This window comes from Acinetobacter sp. YH12105 (assembly GCF_013419095.1).
Taxonomy (GTDB): domain Bacteria; phylum Pseudomonadota; class Gammaproteobacteria; order Pseudomonadales; family Moraxellaceae; genus Acinetobacter; species Acinetobacter pseudolwoffii.
This window is the reverse complement of record NZ_VPAU01000004.1, coordinates 18,720-36,334: the sequence shown is the minus strand read 5'-3', so window position 1 is coordinate 36,334 and position 17,615 is coordinate 18,720. Positions and strand designations below refer to the sequence as shown.

The following is a 17,615-nucleotide window of genomic DNA, read 5'->3' as shown; positions in this document are numbered from 1 at the left end:
AGGAAACAATCATGGGCGCTATAAACCCTAAAGAAGATTACACAAATATTCCACACGAAACCTTCGATGCAGTCATCGTGGGTGGTGGTGGTTCAGGTATGCGTGCGTCTTACCAACTTGCTCAAGCTGGTTTGAAAGTTGCGGTACTGACCAAAGTTTTCCCAACCCGTTCTCACACTGTGGCAGCGCAGGGTGGTATTGGTGCATCTCTTGGTAATATGCAAGAAGATAACTGGCACTACCATTTCTACGACACAGTAAAAGGTTCGGACTGGTTAGGTGACCAAGACGCAATCGAATTTATGACGCGTGAAGCACCTCAAGTGGTATACGAATTAGAACACTTGGGTATGCCATTTGACCGTAACGCTGATGGTACAATTTACCAGCGTCCATTCGGTGGCCACTCTGCGAACTACGGTGAAAAAGCGGTGCCACGTGCATGTGCTGCTGCCGACCGTACAGGTCACGCACTTCTTCACACGCTTTATCAAAGCAACGTGAAAATGGGTACGCAATTCTTCGTAGAATGGATCGCACTTGATTTGATCCGTAACGAAGCAGGCGACGTACTTGGTGTCACTGCAATTGACCAGGAAACTGGTAAAATTGCCGTATTCCAAGGTAAGGCCACATTGTTTGCTACCGGTGGTGCGGGTCGTGTTTACCGTGCATCTACCAATGCCTATATCAATACTGGTGACGGTCTTGGCATGGCGGCGCGTGCAGGTATTCCATTGCAAGATATGGAATTCTGGCAGTTCCACCCTACGGGTGTTGCGGGTGCAGGTGTATTGTTGACTGAAGGCTGTCGTGGTGAAGGTGCAATCCTTCGTAACAAAGATGGCGAACCGTTCATGGAGCGTTATGCTCCAACTTTGAAAGACTTGGCGCCACGTGACTTCGTATCACGTTCTATGGACCAAGAAATCAAAGAAGGTCGTGGTTGTGGTCCTAAAGGTGACTATATCCTGCTTGATATGACGCATTTAGGTGCGGATACGATCATGAAGCGTCTGCCATCGGTATTCGAGATTGGCAAGAAATTCGCGAACGTGGATATCACCAAAGAACCAATTCCAGTAGTACCAACAATCCATTACCAAATGGGTGGTATTCCAACCAATATTCATGGTCAGGTTGTTGTGCCTGAGTCACGCGAAACTGAAGCGCTGGCGGCACATTACAACAAGGATACCGATGTTTATTCGACCAATGCAGCCGAACGTGATTTCACTAAGCCAGTGAAAGGTTTCTATGCAATTGGTGAATGTTCATGTGTATCTGTACATGGTGCAAACCGTTTAGGTACCAACTCACTGCTTGACTTGGTGGTATTTGGTAAGGCTGCGGGTAAACACATCATCGATTATGTGACTAAGCATCACGGTGATGAGTACGAGCCACTACCAACAACTGTACTTGAGCAAACGGTTGCGCGTATTCGTAAACTTGACGAATCCACAACAGGTGAGAATGCTCAGGAAGTTGCAGATGCGATTCGTGACATCGTTCAAGATCATGCGGGTGTATTCCGTACATCGGCACTACTTGAGGAAGGTGTAAAGCAGATTCTTGCAATTGAGCCACGTGTTCGTAATATTCATTTGAAAGACAAATCTAAAGTATTTAACACTGCACGTGTTGAAGCATTAGAAGTTGAAAACTTGTATGAAGTTGCAAAAGCGACCTTAATTTCAGCTGCTGCGCGTAAAGAATGTCGTGGTGCGCATACTGTGGTAGATTTCGAATTGTCACCGGATCATGCGGATTATCCATATGGTCGTCGTGATGATGAGTGGATGAAGCACACATTATGGTTCTCTGTGGACAACCGTCTTGAGTACAAGCCAGTTCGTTACCGTCCATTGTCGGTTGACGCGATTCCACCTAAACCACGTACATTCTAATCAGGAGAATTCAGATGAGTAGAGGTACTCGTACATTTCATATCTACCGCTATGATCCTGACAAGGATAAAGCACCGTACATGCAGACTTTTAAACTGGAATTGACTGACAAGCACCGTATGTTGCTTGATGCACTTCTAGCATTAAAAGTACAAGACGAATCTTTAACGTTCCGTCGTTCATGTCGTGAAGGTATTTGTGGTTCTGATGGTGTAAACATCAATGGTAAAAATGGTTTGGCGTGTCTTTGGAACCTGAACGATTTACCCAATGAAATTACTGTTCGTCCATTGCCTGGTCTTCCTGTAGTGAAAGATCTGGTGGTTGACATGAACCAGTTCTACGATCAGTACAACAAGATCCATCCATTCTTGATCAACAACCAGCCTGCGCCTCCAAAGGAACGTTTACAGTCTCCTGAAGAGCGTGAGCATCTTGATGGTCTGTATGAATGTATTCTATGTGCATGTTGTTCAACCTCATGCCCGTCATTCTGGTGGAACCCGGACAAGTTCCTGGGTCCTTCAGCATTGTTGAACGCTTACCGCTTCATCATTGACTCGCGTGATACTGGAACACAAGAGCGTTTGGCTCGTCTTGACGATCCATTCTCATTGTTCCGTTGTAAAGGCATCATGAACTGTGTATCTGTGTGTCCTAAAGGCTTGAACCCAACTAAAGCAATCGGTCATATCCGTAATATGCTTTTAGATATGGCAGGTTAATAGGCTGCTGATAGCAGTTTGGAAAAAAGCACACCACAAGGTGTGCTTTTTTTGTGCAAACCATTGAAGCAAAATAAAAAATCATCAGATAAAAATAAAGATACTATACTTAAAATGTATAAAGTTGAGTCAGGTAGTCAGGAAATGACGGGTGATGTTAAGTGCCATAGAACAAGAACATGTAATTATTTGGGGTATTTATGATTTTTAGCTGTAAAACTGACCTGAAAAATAACAAGAACGATGTTATTATATAACGGAAATTTAAGGAGGGAGTGGATTGAAAGGTTTGCTCTCTTTTTATTTATCGGAAATGCTTAGGACTTAAGTCTACATTGAATCTATTTTTGAGATAAAGCACCATAGGTTAGAGTAAAATATCTGAACTGTATTTAGCCAATTTATGAAAGGTATGTGTCAAAAAAATCAATTGAAAACTTGAGAACATGTTAGCATTTAGCCTATGACTATCTTTAGAAAATGCCATTTTAGGTACATTTTTTAAACATTGCATAACCAGGGACTGGTATATAAAGGTAGGCTTGAGTCGCTTTAGAAAAAATCTTTGTTCCTACTTGTTTTTTCTAAGTCGATTTGCAAAAAATTGCCCGGTTTCGATCGGGTATTCAATGAGTAATGATACCGCTGAGGGGTGTTATTGTTCATTAAACATATCAAGATTTTCTTGGTGTGGTGATAACGCCTCATGGCTTATGCCTTATGGGGGACTAGTGTCATATTACCAATCTGACACTAATAATCCTGGGTTTTGCTTAAAAAGCATCCTGAAAATGTTTTTGCAATAGGAAATGGGTCCACAAATGCAAGAAGTTGCTGACGCTCTGCGTCTTGACACTGAACTTAGCGCTGATAGTGCAGCGTATATTGAAGAACTTTATGAGCAGTATTTGACGGCTCCGGATTCAGTAGGTGCTGACTGGCAAGAATACTTCGGTAAATTCCCAAAAGGTGATCAACCACACAGTAATGTACGTGAGCAATTCCTACTTTTAGGTCGTAATTCAAGCCGTATTCAGCCTGTTGTTCAATCAACTGTCAGCTCAGAGCATGAACGTCGCCAAATTGGCGTGTTGCAGCTGATTGCTGCATACCGTAATCGTGGTCACCAGAAAGCAAAACTGGATCCATTGGGTTTGGCGAAACGTGAAGTTGTGCCTGATCTAGATCTTGCTGCGCATGGTTTAACTCAGTCGGACCTAGATACGGTATTCAATACTGGCAACCTGGCGATCGGTAAAGAAGAAGCGACTTTGGCTGAGATGGTTCAGGCAATGGAAGCCACTTACTGTGGTTCAATCGGTGCTGAATACATGCACATTGTGGACACCAAAGAGAAACGTTGGATTCAACAACGTCTGGAAAGTGCACGTGGTCAATATGGTTTTAATGCTGAACAAAAGAAACATGTCCTTGAACGTTTAACCGCAGCTGAAGGCCTGGAAAAATATCTAGGTAATAAGTTTGTTGGTGCAAAACGTTTTGGCGTTGAAGGGGGTGAATCATTCATCCCGATGGTTAACGAAATTATTCAGCGTGCAGGTTCTGTTGGCTGTAAAGAAGTTGTAATCGGTATGCCTCACCGTGGCCGTTTGAACCTTTTGGTTAACATCATGGGTAAAAACCCGGCTGACCTGTTTGGTGAATTTGAAGGTAAATCGATTCACAAGAAAGGTTCTGGTGACGTTAAGTACCATCAAGGCTTCTCTTCAAACGTGATGACCCAAGGTGGCGAAGTTCACTTGGCATTGGCGTTTAACCCGTCACATTTGGAAATCGTTGGCCCTGTGGTTGAGGGTTCGGTACGTGCACGTCAAGTACGTCGTAAAGACATTGGCGGCGATGACGTATTGCCATTAATCGTACATGGTGATGCTGCATTTGCAGGTCAGGGCGTCAACCAGGAAACTTTCCAGATGTCACAAACTCGCGGTTATACCGTGGGTGGTACAGTGCACATTGTGATTAATAACCAGGTGGGTTTCACCACTTCTGATCCACGTGATGCGCGTTCTACAGAATACTGTACTGATATCGCGAAAATGATCCAGGCACCGATCTTCCATGTCAATGGTGATGATCCTGAGGCTGTGGTATTCATTTCACAATTGGCTCATGACTTCCGTCATACTTTCCGTAAAGACGTTGTGATTGACATGTTCTGCTACCGTCGTCGTGGTCATAACGAAGCGGATGAGCCGGCTGCAACTCAACCAATGATGTATCAAGTGATTAGCAAGAAAGCGACCACGCGTACGCTTTATGCGGATCAACTGGTACAACAGGGTGTTCTTGATCGTGCAAATGCAGATCAAATGGTTGAAAATTACCGTGCAGATCTGGAAGCGGGTAATCACGTTGCCAATGCGCTGGTACTTGAACCGAACAAGAAAATGTTTGTGGACTGGACGCCTTACTTGGGTCATGACTACACAGACGAATGGGATACGACTTTCCCGATCGAGCGTCTAAAAGAACTTGGCGCGAAAATGCGCGAACTTCCTGAAGGCTTCGTGATGCAGCGTCAGGTTGCGAAAGTGATCGATGACCGTCTGAAAATGCAAACGGGTGAAATGCCACTGAACTGGGGTGCTGCTGAAACTCTGGCGTATGCAACTGTACTAGATGATGGTTACTTGCTTCGTTTAACCGGTGAAGACGTAGGTCGTGGTACCTTCTCGCACCGTCATGCAAAACTGCATAACCAGGTCGATGGTTCAACTTATCTTCCGCTGTGTAACCTGAAAGAAAACCAGCCGCGTACTGCAATCTATGACTCATTGTTGTCAGAAATGGCGGTATTGGCATTTGAATATGGTTATGCGACGACTCTTCCTAAGAGCTTGATCATTTGGGAAGCGCAATTCGGTGACTTCGCGAACTGTGCACAGGTTGTGATTGACCAGTTCATCTCGTCTGGTGAAACCAAATGGGAACGTGTCTGTGGTTTGACCATGCTTCTTCCACACGGTTTTGAAGGTCAGGGTCCGGAACATTCATCTGCACGTTTAGAGCGTTTCTTACAGCTATGTGCTGAAGACAACATGCAAGTGATCACACCGACCACACCTGCACAGATTTATCATGCTTTACGTCGTCAAGCGATTCGTCCAATCCGTAAGCCATTGATCGTGACTTCACCGAAGTCTCTTCTTCGTCACAAACTTGCAACGTCTACGCTAGAAGAACTTGCAAACGGTAGCTTCCAGACCGTGATTGATGAAGTGGACAACATCAACAAGTCAGATGTAACCCGTCTGGTTCTGTGTGGTGGTAAGGTGTATTACGACCTGATTGAAAAACGTCGTGAAAAAGAATTGAACAATACTGCGATTGTGCGTATTGAACAATTATATCCATACCCAGAAAAACGCCTGACAGAAGTCCTTGCACAATATCCAAATGTGAAAGAACTGGTTTGGGCACAAGAAGAGCCTAAAAACCAAGGTGCTTGGTTGTTCATCGCTCCGCGTCTATATGACGATGTGATGAAAGCGGGTAAACAAGTCCGTATTAGCTACGCTGGCCGTGAAGCATCTGCTGCACCGGCTTGTGGTTCACCATATTTGCATGCAAAACAACAAGCTCAGCTCATCAACGACGCGCTTGCGATCGACGCTGAATAATCCAGGAGATTCTAAGTAATGGCAACCGAAATTAAAGCACCGGTATTCCCAGAGTCAGTTGCGGACGGTACGATCGCAACTTGGCACAAACAACCAGGTGAAGCAGTATCACGTGATGAAGTGATCTGTGATATTGAGACTGATAAAGTTGTTTTAGAAGTTGTTGCTCCTGCAGACGGTACAATTGCCTCTATCATTAAAAATGAAGGCGACACTGTACTTTCAGCTGAAGTCATTGCACAGTTTGAAGAAGGTGCTGTTTCTGGCGCTGCTCAAACTCAAGCAGTTCAGTCTGAAGAGAAAGTTGAACAAGCTGCGGCGAATACTGAAGCAGGTAATTCACCAATCGTTGAACGTCAGCAAGTACAAGACCAAGCGCCAGCAGTGCGTAAAGCATTGACTGAATCTGGTGTTGCAGCAGCTGATGTTGCGGGTACAGGTCGTGGCGGTCGCATCACCAAAGAAGATGTGGCAAACCACCAAGCGAAACCAGCTGCTCCTGCTGCTGCGCCATTAAGCGTTGCTGTGGGCGAACGTATCGAAAAACGTGTTCCAATGACACGTCTTCGTAAGCGTGTTGCTGAACGTTTACTTGCAGCGACTCAAGAAACTGCAATGTTGACCACGTTCAACGAAGTGAACATGAAACCAATCATGGAAATGCGTGCTCAATACAAAGATGCGTTTGAAAAACGTCATGGTGCACGTCTTGGCTTCATGTCATTCTTTGTTAAAGCAGCAACTGAAGCGCTAAAACGCTATCCGGCAGTGAACGCATCAATCGATGGCGATGACATTGTTTATCACGGTTACTATGACATTGGTGTTGCAGTTTCATCTGAGCGTGGTCTGGTGGTTCCTGTACTTCGTGATACAGACCGCATGAACTATGCCGAAGTTGAAAACGGTATTCGTGCATACGCTGCGAAAGCGCGTGATGGCAAATTAGGCATCGAAGACATGACTGGCGGTACATTCACGATTACCAATGGTGGTACTTTCGGTTCATTGTTATCTACTCCGATCTTGAACACGCCACAAACTGCGATTCTGGGTATGCATAAAATCCAGGAACGTCCGATGGCAGTGAATGGTCAAGTAGAAATCTTGCCTATGATGTACCTTGCATTGTCTTATGACCACCGTCTAATCGATGGTAAAGAAGCAGTCGGTTTCCTTGTAACAATCAAAGAATTGTTAGAAGAGCCAGCGCGTCTTATCCTTGATCTGTAATTTATTTATTAAGAATCTTCCCTAATCCCTTTTTAAAAAGAGGGCTTAGGTCTCCCTTTTGAAGGGAGATTAAAGGGGATTATTTGGAGATAAACATGTCTCAATTCGATTTAGTCGTAATTGGTGGTGGCCCGGGCGGCTACGAAGCAGCAATTCGTGCAGCTCAACTTGGTTTCAAAGTTGCGTGTATCGAAAAACGTATTCATAAAGGCAAGCCATCTTTAGGTGGCACCTGCTTAAACGTGGGTTGTATCCCGTCTAAAGCTTTGCTTGATTCTTCTCACCGTTACGAAGATACAGTGCAGCATCTAGATGATCACGGTATTACCACGGGTGAAGTGAAATTTGATCTTGCTAAACTTTTAGCGCGTAAAGACAAAATCGTTGACCAATTGACCATGGGTATTGATGGCTTGCTGAAAGGCAACGGCATCGAATGGTTAAAAGGTACAGGTAAATTACTTGCCGGTAAAAAAGTTGAGTTCGTTTCTCATGAAGGCGAAACTCAAATTTTAGAACCAAAATACGTGATTCTTGCGACTGGTTCTGTGCCAATCAATATCCCATCTGCACCTGTTGATCAAAACATTATTGTTGACTCAACTGGCGCACTTGAATTCCAAGAAGTACCTAAACGATTAGGCGTAATTGGTGCGGGCGTTATCGGTCTTGAATTAGGTTCAGTTTGGCGTCGTCTGGGTGCTGAAGTTGTTGTATTTGAAGCAATGGATGCATTCTTACCAATGGCTGATAAAGCCTTGGCAAAAGACTACCAAAAACTGTTGACTAAGCAAGGTCTTGATATTCGCGTTGGTGCGAAAGTTTCTGGTACTGAAGTGAACGGTTCTGAAGTGACTGTGAAGTACACTCAGGGCGGTGAAGACAAGACTCAAACTTTCGACAAGTTAATCGTATGTGTAGGCCGTCGTGCTTATGCTGAAGGTTTATTGGCGGATGATTGCGGCATTAAACTGACTGAGCGTGGTCTGGTTGAAGTGAACGATTGGTGTGCAACGTCTGTGGACGGCGTATACGCAATTGGTGACTTGGTTCGTGGTCCTATGCTTGCGCATAAAGCCATGGAAGAAGGCGTAATGGCCGTTGAACGTATTCACGGTCATGCCGCTCAAGTCAACTACGACACGATTATTTCTGTCATCTATACCCATCCGGAAGCGGCGTGGGTTGGTTTAACAGAACAGCAAGCCAAAGACAAAGGTCACGAAGTGAAAACCGGTCAATTCGGTTTTGCTGCAAACGGCCGTGCAATGGCTGCCGGCGAAAATGCTGGTTTTGTGAAGTTTGTTGCTGATGCGAAAACAGATCGTCTATTGGGTATGCACGTGATTGGACCTGCTGCGTCTGACATCGTACACCAAGGTATGATTGCACTTGAGTTTGTATCTTCAGTTGAAGATCTACAGTTGATGACTTTTGGTCATCCAACTTTCTCTGAAGTGGTACACGAAGCTGCACTTGCGGTCGATGGTCGTGCGATTCATGCGATTCAACGCAAACGTAAATAAAATTAAAAAAAGAGCGGCTTAGGTCGCTCTTTTTACATTTCATGGTTGTTTTTATGGGAACAATCATCTAAAAATAAAGATAACGATTTTAAGAAATGCTGGTACTGCTTTGACGGACGTCTGGGTACTGGTGGGTTTATAACAAGGCAAAGAAGTAATAAAAGGTTATTGAATGAATTTACATGAGTATCAAGCAAAAGCGCTATTAAAAAAATATGGTATGCCGGTACAGGAAGGGATACTTGCCACCAATGCCGATGAAACGGTACATGCTTTCGAGCAGTTAGGTGGAAAGTTCGCAGTACTGAAAGCTCAGGTGCATGCGGGTGGTCGTGGGAAGGCCGGTGGTGTAAAAGTCGTTAAATCGGCTACCGAGGCTGCTGAATATGCCAACCAGATCATCGGTTCAAACCTGGTAACTTATCAGACCGATGCCAATGGTCAGCCGGTAAATAGCATTTTAGTCTCTGAGGATGTTTATCCTGTTGAGCGCGAACTTTATTTGGGTGCGGTGGTCGATCGTTCAACCCGCCGCATTACTTTTATGGCATCGACTGAAGGCGGTGTTGAAATTGAGAAAGTGGCCGAAGAAACCCCTGAAAAAATTATTAAAGTTGAAGTTGATCCTTTAGTGGGGCTCATGCCATTTCAGGCTCGCGAAGTGGCTTTTGCCCTAAAACTCAAAGATGGCCAAATTAATCAATTTGTTAAAGTCATGACTGCTGCTTATCAGGCATTTGTAGACAATGATTTTGCACTTTTTGAAATCAATCCGCTGTCGGTACGTGAAAATGGCGATATTCTGTGTGTGGATGCCAAAATCGGGATTGATTCGAATGCACTGTACCGTTTGCCTGAAGTGGCTGCGCTACGTGATAAGTCTCAGGAAAATGAACGTGAACTCAAAGCATCTGAATTCGATCTGAACTATGTGGCATTGGAAGGGAACATTGGCTGTATGGTGAATGGTGCCGGTCTTGCGATGGCAACCATGGATATTATCAAGCTTTATGGTGGTCAACCTGCCAACTTCCTCGATGTCGGTGGTGGTGCGACCAAAGAGCGCGTGATTGAAGCTTTTAAAATTATTCTGGCAGATCACTCTGTGCAGGGTGTGTTGATTAATATTTTTGGTGGAATTGTACGTTGTGACATGATTGCAGAAGCAATTATTGCGGCGGTTCAGGAAGTAAATGTGACCGTTCCTGTGGTTGTTCGCCTCGAAGGCAACAATGCGGAACTGGGTGCAAAATTACTGGATGAATCAGGTTTGAAATTGATTTCTGCAAATGGTCTTGCTGACGCTGCAGAAAAAATCGTTGCTGCTGTAAAAGCTTAAGGAGTATCAATCATGAGCGTATTAGTGAATAAAGACACCAAAGTATTGGTACAGGGCTTTACAGGAAAAAACGGTACATTTCATTCTGAGCAGGCTTTGGCTTACGGCACCAAAGTTGTCGGTGGTGTAACACCGGGTAAGGGTGGTCAAACCCATCTGGAATTACCAGTATTCAATACCATGCGCGAAGCGGTGAAAGAAACTGGCGCAGATGCTTCGGTGATTTATGTTCCTGCACCATTTGTGCTGGATTCTATTGTTGAAGCGGTTGATTCGGGCATTGAGTTAATTGTGGTGATCACTGAAGGTGTACCGACCATCGACATGCTTAAAGCCAAGCGTTATCTGGAAACCAATGGTAATGGCACGCGTTTAATCGGGCCAAACTGTCCGGGCATTATTACGCCGGGTGAATGTAAGATCGGGATCATGCCGGGTCATATTCATCAGCCGGGTAAAATTGGAATTATCTCGCGCTCAGGGACTTTGACCTATGAAGCCGTAGCGCAGACCACCAAGCTTGGACTGGGTCAGTCGACTTGTATCGGGATCGGGGGAGATCCGATTCCGGGCATGAACCAGATTGACTGCTTGAAACTGTTCCAGGACGATCCTCAGACTGAAGCCATTATTATGATTGGTGAAATTGGTGGTACCGCAGAAGAAGAGGCAGCGGAATATATTCAGGCTCATGTCACCAAGCCTGTGGTCGGTTATATTGCAGGTGTTACCGCACCTAAAGGCAAGCGTATGGGGCATGCGGGTGCAATTATTTCAGGTGGTAAAGGAACTGCTGAAGAAAAATTTGCTGCCTTTGAGCGTGCGGGTATGGCATATACCCGCAGTCCTGCGGAACTTGGTTCAACCATGTTGCAAGTATTGAAAGATAAAGGTTTGGTTTGATTTATAGATTAAACATGCACTAAAAAGCTCCCAGTTGGGAGCTTTTTTATATCTCATTCTATTTTTAAGTTTTAGCCTTCAGACTCTGGGTCATGCCATTAATATCACCACCCTGAATACCAAGTTCATTCATTAGGCTGTCAATTAAGGGTGCTTGGCTGCGATAACGCAGGGCGCTATTTACCACCTGATCTGACAGGGCAACATTGCCATTTTCATGATGTGCATCTGTCTGACAGGAACCGGCATGACTGCCATGCAGGCCATTGACCTGAAGAATCTTGATGTCATCAATATTTTCCATCGGTTTAACACTTTCCCGGATAATTTCAGGCAAGTATTTCAACATGGCTAGGCGAATCTGCATTTCGACCTGTTCAGGTGACAGCACATTATTGGCTTCGTTGACTGCACGGGTACCTTCTGCATCGACCTGATACTGTTTTTCCATCGCCTGAGCCAGTAGAATTTTTGCGTCCGCTTCACCTTTGGCCTTAAGACGAACCTTTTCGGCTTCAGCTTCAGCAGCAATACGTACTGCTTCGGCATCATCTGCTGCGGCTTGTTTTCCGGCTTCAGCGGCAACCGTAATCGCAATTGCATCTTTTTCCGCGTGTTCTTTGGCTGCGACCAGCTCAACCGCTTTTTGACGCTCTGCCTGCTGGATTTGGCGTACGGTAATGACTTCTTCTTCCGCTTTTACCGCTTGAGCACGTGCCTGATCGGCTTGCGCTTTGGCTTCAGATTCGGCGCGAGATTTTTCTGCAATGGCAATGGCACGATCCTGTTCGGCCAGCTCAATAGTTTTCTTTTGTTCGACTTGGGCTTTTTGAATCAGCTGCGCTTTTTGGATATTCTCATTTTCTACATCACGGGCCGCTAAAATACGCTTGAGGTCGACTTCTCGTTCAGCAGCAATTTGTGCTTCTTCTGCTTCACGTTTTTTACCGGCTTCCTGAGCAGAAATTTCAGCCAGTTGCTCGGCACGGCGAATGGCAATTTCGCGTTCCTGTTGCAGCTTGGCATATTCTTCTTCACGAATGATTTGCAGGCGCGCCTGTTCTGCTTCCAGATTTTTAGTTTTGATCGCCAGGTCGGTATCCTGCTCGATATGATTTCGCTTGCGACGACGATCTTCAATGGTTTCAGTGAGCTTGGTCAGGCCTTCAGCATCAAAGGCATTTTGTGGATTGAAATATTTAAATCCAGTTTGATCCAGGCCAGTCAGGGAAACGGTTTCCAGTTCCAGACCATTTTTATGCAAATCTTCTGAAACCACTTGCTGTACTTTTTGTACAAAGTCGACCCGTTTTTCATGCAGTTCTTCCATGGCCATTTCTGCTGCTACTGCACGCAGTGAATCGACAAATTTTCCTTCGACCAGATTTTTTAATTCATTCGGTGACATGGTCTTTTGCCCGAGCGTTTGTGCAGCTGTTGCAATTGAATCAGCAGTAGGTTTGACCCGCACATAGAATTCGGCCATGACATCCACGCGCATACGGTCACGGGTAATCAGTGCCTGATCATCTGCACGGCGCACTTCAAGACGCAGGGTGTTCATATTGACTTGAATAATTTCATGCAAGACTGGGAGCACGATTGCGCCTCCGCCCAAAATCACTTTTTCACCACCCCAACCGGTACGCACAAAGGAGATTTCTTTACTGGACCGGCGGTATAGGCGCGCAATGATGAGACCGAAGGTCACCAGTGCTGCAAAAATAATTCCAGAAATAATTAAAATATTATATAAATCAAAAGTTAACATTGTTATAAAGTCTCAGTTTGGTTCTGGCTGAATAAAATTAGAGTGCAGTGGCTTGAAAGCCATTTTTGGTTTTATGGGTCAGTACGACATTCTGACCTTGATTTAAAATTTGATTGGTTTCTGGTTCGACTAAAACATAATGGGTCTGGCCATGCTGATCCCGGACTTTGGCTTGTGCAGGAGAGTTGACTTTGGCATCACCCAGAATAATGATTGCGGTACGCCCAATAAGCTCGTCACTATAAATGGCAGAAGTTTCATCTTGAGGCATAAGCTTGCTGGCAGCCATGGCAAGCCAGCGCACTATCGGCATACACAGAAACAGACAGGCTGGGGAAATTAGCCATACATTGAAGAGCTGGCTGGTCAGGCGTTCAAATATTCCCTGAATCAATAAGCCACTCAGGCCATAACTGGTCAGAAAAATGATGAGCCAGATAAATAAAGGCAGACGTCCCAGATATAACCAGTCAAATACTTTGGTGAAAAAGCCGGGATGTTGATCTGGATTAATTTCTGGTTGCAGGGGGTCTTCAGGCAAAAACTGTTCTAACATATTCTGCGAGCCGCCACCGAGCAGCAGTAATATGCATTCCAGTGCAGCAAACATCAGCATCAGACTCAGGCTGATACTAAATACGATATTTGACGGATGAGTAAACAGTTCCCACATTTTTTATCTCTATAATTATGTTTTAGGAAAAGTGTAAGGAAGCCTCTGATGCTATAACGATAGCAGTAATTGTTAATTTTGTATGCAAAAAAATAACAAAAAACCTTATAAACAAGGATTGAATATATTATGTATTTAATAATTATTGAACTATTAAAGTTAATAGTAAACTATAAGTTTATTTAGGATCTGCTAAAAAATTAATTATTTTCAATATGTTGTGTGAATTTTAAGGTTGTGTGGATTGGTTTTTCTGAGAAATATAGAAATACTGTGCCTTAGTATCTCTATATTTCTTTCTTAAAGACTTAGAGTAAGGCAGTCTGAATCCGGACTTTCATATCCAGAGTCTGTTGCAGAATATAGTTTTTTATCCATGTGATCTGTTCACCCATCGGGTTCACCTTGATCGCAGTATCCAGAAAATGCAGATCCGGCTGACTGAAAAGTTGCTGTTCCAAAGTCTGCTCCAGCATCTGGCTATTGCTGGTTAAAGGCAATGCCACCAGATAGAATGCTTTAGGGTAATTGTAAAATGCATAGAGTAAGTTAAAGGCTTTTTGATCACCTTTAAGATTACCCGCACCGATTTCATAAGCTGCATTCTGGTTGCTATACGTCACACCCAATAAGAATTCCCAATGACCTTCTTGCAAACGCAGACCAAACTGTAATCCGATCTGGTCGGCAGTCAATTCATGTTGCAAATAGATATTTAAAGGCTTGCCGTCTTCACTGAAAGGTTCTTGTAAGACTAAAATGTGTTGCTGATGCTGATAAATGTAACCTGCAAGCTCTGCTTGTTCCAGGCGAGTTTTTAGAGTGGAGAGATCAAAAGCGCTATAAGCCATAAGCAAAATATATCAAAGGGAGAATTTAGCCTACTCTATTAATTTTTCAGCATCTTGGAAACCACTACTTTAGATTATTTATCTATACTTTTATGGGTGATTTTAAAAATTAATACAGCAAAAATAGTCAGATGTGGTGACGTTCATTATTGATTCATAAAAACTGATATTTGTTATTAGTGAATTTTTATATGAGCTTTTGATATATCAATATCATAAAACAAGCAATGGCTAAGATAAGTAAATCACTATAATGAATATAAATTTTCAAAAGTGTCATAAGTACACGTTTTTCTAAGCTGGTGTTGTCCATGTCGTTAAATGAGGAAAGACTTACTCATCTCAAACAGCTTGAAGCTGAGAGTATTCATATTATCCGTGAAGTAGCAGCTGAATTTGAAAATCCAGTCATGCTTTATTCCATTGGTAAAGATTCAGCAGTCATGCTGCATCTTGCACTGAAAGCGTTTTATCCAGCCAAACTTCCATTCCCGCTACTGCATGTAGACACGGGTTGGAAATTTAAAGACATGATTGCTTTCCGTGACAACATGGCAAAAAAACATGGTTTTGATTTGATCGTGCATCAAAACAAAGAAGGAGTCGAGGCAGGCATCAATCCTTTCGATCATGGTAGTTCAAAATATACTGACATCATGAAGACCCAAGGTTTAAAACAAGCCTTAAATAAATACAAGTTTGATGCTGCTTTTGGTGGTGCGCGCCGTGATGAAGAAAAATCTCGTGCCAAAGAGCGTGTCTATTCATTCCGTGATGATAAACATCGTTGGGATCCCAAAAACCAACGCCCTGAACTTTGGAACCTTTACAACGGTAAAGTAAATCAAGGTGAAAGTATTCGTGTATTCCCGTTATCAAACTGGACCGAGTTGGATATCTGGCAATACATCTATTTGGAAAGTATTCCACTTGTGCCACTTTACCTGGCTGCAGAACGTCCTGTGGTTGAGCGTAGCGGTACACTTATTATGGTTGATGACGAACGTATGCCTTTAAAAGAAGGTGAAGTTCCACAAATGAAATCGGTACGTTTCCGTACTTTAGGTTGTTATCCATTAACAGGTGCAGTTGAATCAACTGCAGATACCTTGCCGGAAATTATCCAAGAAATGCTCTTGGCAACCAGCTCTGAGCGTCAGGGTCGTATGATTGACCATGATGAAGCAGGCTCGATGGAGAAGAAGAAGCAGGAAGGCTACTTCTAATTTAATCTCCCCCTAAAAATCTCCCCAAACCCCTCTTTGAGAAAGAGGGGCTTAAAAGTGGAGGAAGTCTCCCTTTTATACAGGGAGATTTAGAGGGATTAAAAACCGATTTCTAAAGAATATGTGGAGCTTTGGGCAATGTCTCATCAATCAGAACTGATTAGCCAAGATATTTTGGGCTATTTGAAACAACATGAAAATAAAGACCTGTTGCGTTTCCTGACTTGCGGTAACGTAGATGATGGTAAATCGACTCTAATTGGTCGACTGCTTTACGATTCAAAATTGATTTATGAAGATCAATTGCAAGCCGTCACCCGTGACTCGAAAAAAGTCGGTACCACAGGCGATGCACCTGACTTGGCACTTCTGGTAGATGGTCTGCAGGCAGAACGTGAGCAGGGCATTACCATTGATGTCGCCTATCGTTATTTCTCGACTGAAAAGCGTAAGTTCATCATTGCCGATACTCCGGGACATGAGCAGTACACCCGTAACATGGCAACAGGTGCATCGACCTGCGACCTTGCGATTATCTTGATTGATGCGCGTTATGGTGTGCAAACTCAAACCCGTCGTCATACCTTTATTGCAAGCTTACTTGGTATTAAAAATATTGTTGTTGCGATCAACAAGATGGACCTGGTGGACTTCTCTGAAGCCCGCTTCAATGAAATTCAGGCAGAATATGCAGCATTCGTTGCGCAGTTGGGTGATCGCAAACCATCGAACATCATCTTTACGCCAATTTCTGCATTGAATGGCGATAACGTGGTGAACAAGTCCGCCAATACACCGTGGTACACCGGTGAAACATTGATGGGTACGCTTGAGTCGGTAGAAATTAACCGTACTTCGGCAAAAGCAGATTTTCGTTTTCCTGTGCAATATGTCAACCGTCCAAACCTCGATTTCCGTGGTTTCTGCGGCACGATTGCACTTGGTGATATCAACGTTGGCGATACCGTAACGGCTTTACCATCAGGTAAATCATCAACAGTAAAAGAAATCGTTACTTTTGATGGCAATCTTGAGCATGCTGTTGCAGGTCAAGCGGTGACTTTAACGCTCAACGATGAAATTGATATTTCACGTGGTAACGTATTAATTCGTGCCGATCAAGCGGTTCCAAATATTTCTCGTTCAGTTCAAGCGACTGTGGTGTGGATGGCAGATCAAGCGCTGGTGATTGGCAAGCTGTACAACATTAAGATTGGTACACAGACTGTTCCTGCAAAAGTGACAGCGATTCATTACCGTACCAACGTCAACACACTGGAGAAAGTTCAGGTCGAAAATCTTGAGCTGAATGCGATTGCCAATGTGACTGTTGAATTTGATGCGCCCGTGGTCTTTGACCGTTATCAAGACAGCCGTTATACCGGTTCATTTATCTTTATTGATCGTTTAAATAACGTGACGATTGGTGCAGGTATGGTGGAAGAATCAGTTGAATGGTCTGCACATGATGAGCCCGTGACTGCTGAAGTGCGTGCTGCGCGTTTGGGGCAAAAACCTGCTGCGCTGACTGTCTCGGCAAAAGCTTTGGAAAATGCTCAGGCACTTGAAAGTTTATTGATTCAGCAAGGCATCGTGGCAATTGCCAGAGCGGGTCTTGATGTTACACAAGTTGCATTGCTTCGTGAAACAGGTGTGGTGGTGATTACCGATACTGCTGAAGGTACGGACACCACTTTAATTATGGAAGCAGTCGAAGAGCTTGCTGATAAAATTGTAGAATTGGTTCGATTATAAGACTGAGTCGATTTAAAAAACCCGCTGTAAAGCGGGTTTTTTATTTGGATGCTTTTAAG

At 43.9% G+C, this 17,615-nt stretch carries 12 protein-coding genes; 9 read left to right on the top strand and 3 right to left on the bottom strand.

The annotated features are described in order from the left end of the window. The first annotated feature begins 11 nt into the window (after positions 1-11). The 7 genes from sdhA to sucD all read left to right on the top strand — a co-directional run bounded on the left by sdhA (position 12) and on the right by sucD (position 11,280). Positions 12-1,910, top strand: coding sequence for a succinate dehydrogenase flavoprotein subunit (gene sdhA, locus FTU44_RS04760; RefSeq protein ID WP_005171973.1), 1,899 nt, complete (start codon positions 12-14; stop codon positions 1,908-1,910). Positions 1,911-1,924: 14 nt separating this feature from the next. Then, complete coding sequence (locus FTU44_RS04755) at positions 1,925-2,635, top strand: succinate dehydrogenase iron-sulfur subunit (RefSeq protein ID WP_005171970.1); 711 nt, start codon at positions 1,925-1,927, stop codon at positions 2,633-2,635. A gap of 821 nt (positions 2,636-3,456) precedes the next feature. Further along, the gene (locus FTU44_RS04750; protein ID WP_005096285.1) at positions 3,457-6,279 is read left to right on the top strand and encodes a 2-oxoglutarate dehydrogenase E1 component; all 2,823 of its coding nucleotides are present in this window, start codon (positions 3,457-3,459) and stop codon (positions 6,277-6,279) included. A gap of 18 nt (positions 6,280-6,297) precedes the next feature. After that, positions 6,298-7,512 (top strand): 2-oxoglutarate dehydrogenase complex dihydrolipoyllysine-residue succinyltransferase, encoded by a 1,215-nt coding sequence (gene odhB, locus FTU44_RS04745; protein WP_005171964.1) that lies wholly within the window; start codon positions 6,298-6,300, stop codon positions 7,510-7,512. Between the two features lie 95 nt (positions 7,513-7,607). Beyond that, positions 7,608-9,038: a dihydrolipoyl dehydrogenase gene (gene lpdA / locus FTU44_RS04740; protein ID WP_005096288.1), complete on the top strand. Its 1,431-nt coding sequence runs from the start codon at positions 7,608-7,610 to the stop codon at positions 9,036-9,038. A 172-nt stretch (positions 9,039-9,210) separates the two neighbouring features. Further along, the gene (sucC, locus tag FTU44_RS04735) at positions 9,211-10,377 is read left to right on the top strand and encodes an ADP-forming succinate--CoA ligase subunit beta (protein ID WP_005096289.1); all 1,167 of its coding nucleotides are present in this window, start codon (positions 9,211-9,213) and stop codon (positions 10,375-10,377) included. Positions 10,378-10,389: 12 nt separating this feature from the next. Continuing rightward, entirely contained in the window at positions 10,390-11,280 is an 891-nt protein-coding gene (gene sucD, locus FTU44_RS04730) for a succinate--CoA ligase subunit alpha (protein WP_005096290.1), read from the top strand. 64 nt (positions 11,281-11,344) lie between these two features. On the opposite strand, the gene FTU44_RS04725 is transcribed toward sucD, so the two are convergent. The 3 genes from FTU44_RS04725 to FTU44_RS04715 form a co-directional block, all read right to left on the bottom strand. Next, positions 11,345-13,051 carry a flotillin family protein gene (locus FTU44_RS04725; protein WP_005096291.1) on the bottom strand — a complete coding sequence of 569 codons (1,707 nt, stop codon included), beginning with the start codon at positions 13,049-13,051 and terminating at the stop codon, positions 11,345-11,347. A gap of 37 nt (positions 13,052-13,088) precedes the next feature. Further along, positions 13,089-13,724 (bottom strand): YqiJ family protein, encoded by a 636-nt coding sequence (locus tag FTU44_RS04720; protein ID WP_005096292.1) that lies wholly within the window; start codon positions 13,722-13,724, stop codon positions 13,089-13,091. Positions 13,725-14,032: 308 nt separating this feature from the next. Then, entirely contained in the window at positions 14,033-14,575 is a 543-nt protein-coding gene (locus FTU44_RS04715) for a hypothetical protein (RefSeq protein ID WP_005171949.1), read from the bottom strand. A gap of 311 nt (positions 14,576-14,886) precedes the next feature. Here FTU44_RS04715 and cysD point away from each other — a divergent pair, with 311 nt between their 5' ends. Further along, complete coding sequence (cysD, locus tag FTU44_RS04710) at positions 14,887-15,801, top strand: sulfate adenylyltransferase subunit CysD (RefSeq protein WP_005096294.1); 915 nt, start codon at positions 14,887-14,889, stop codon at positions 15,799-15,801. A 138-nt stretch (positions 15,802-15,939) separates the two neighbouring features. After that, the gene (gene cysN / locus FTU44_RS04705; protein WP_100328810.1) at positions 15,940-17,556 is read left to right on the top strand and encodes a sulfate adenylyltransferase subunit CysN; all 1,617 of its coding nucleotides are present in this window, start codon (positions 15,940-15,942) and stop codon (positions 17,554-17,556) included. Positions 17,557-17,615 lie beyond the last annotated feature (59 nt).

Bases quoted from the DNA above. Each gene is read 5' to 3' on its own strand.
- sdhA (WP_005171973.1), top strand. From the start codon at position 12: ATGGGCGCTATAAACCCTAAAGAAGATTACACAAATATTCCACACGAA.
- FTU44_RS04755 (WP_005171970.1), top strand. From the start codon at position 1,925: ATGAGTAGAGGTACTCGTACATTTCATATCTACCGCTATGATCCTGAC.
- FTU44_RS04750 (WP_005096285.1), top strand. From the start codon at position 3,457: ATGCAAGAAGTTGCTGACGCTCTGCGTCTTGACACTGAACTTAGCGCT.
- odhB (WP_005171964.1), top strand. From the start codon at position 6,298: ATGGCAACCGAAATTAAAGCACCGGTATTCCCAGAGTCAGTTGCGGAC.
- lpdA (WP_005096288.1), top strand. From the start codon at position 7,608: ATGTCTCAATTCGATTTAGTCGTAATTGGTGGTGGCCCGGGCGGCTAC.
- sucC (WP_005096289.1), top strand. From the start codon at position 9,211: ATGAATTTACATGAGTATCAAGCAAAAGCGCTATTAAAAAAATATGGT.
- sucD (WP_005096290.1), top strand. From the start codon at position 10,390: ATGAGCGTATTAGTGAATAAAGACACCAAAGTATTGGTACAGGGCTTT.
- FTU44_RS04725 (WP_005096291.1), bottom strand. From the start codon at position 13,051: ATGTTAACTTTTGATTTATATAATATTTTAATTATTTCTGGAATTATT.
- FTU44_RS04720 (WP_005096292.1), bottom strand. From the start codon at position 13,724: ATGTGGGAACTGTTTACTCATCCGTCAAATATCGTATTTAGTATCAGC.
- FTU44_RS04715 (WP_005171949.1), bottom strand. From the start codon at position 14,575: ATGGCTTATAGCGCTTTTGATCTCTCCACTCTAAAAACTCGCCTGGAA.
- cysD (WP_005096294.1), top strand. From the start codon at position 14,887: ATGTCGTTAAATGAGGAAAGACTTACTCATCTCAAACAGCTTGAAGCT.
- cysN (WP_100328810.1), top strand. From the start codon at position 15,940: ATGTCTCATCAATCAGAACTGATTAGCCAAGATATTTTGGGCTATTTG.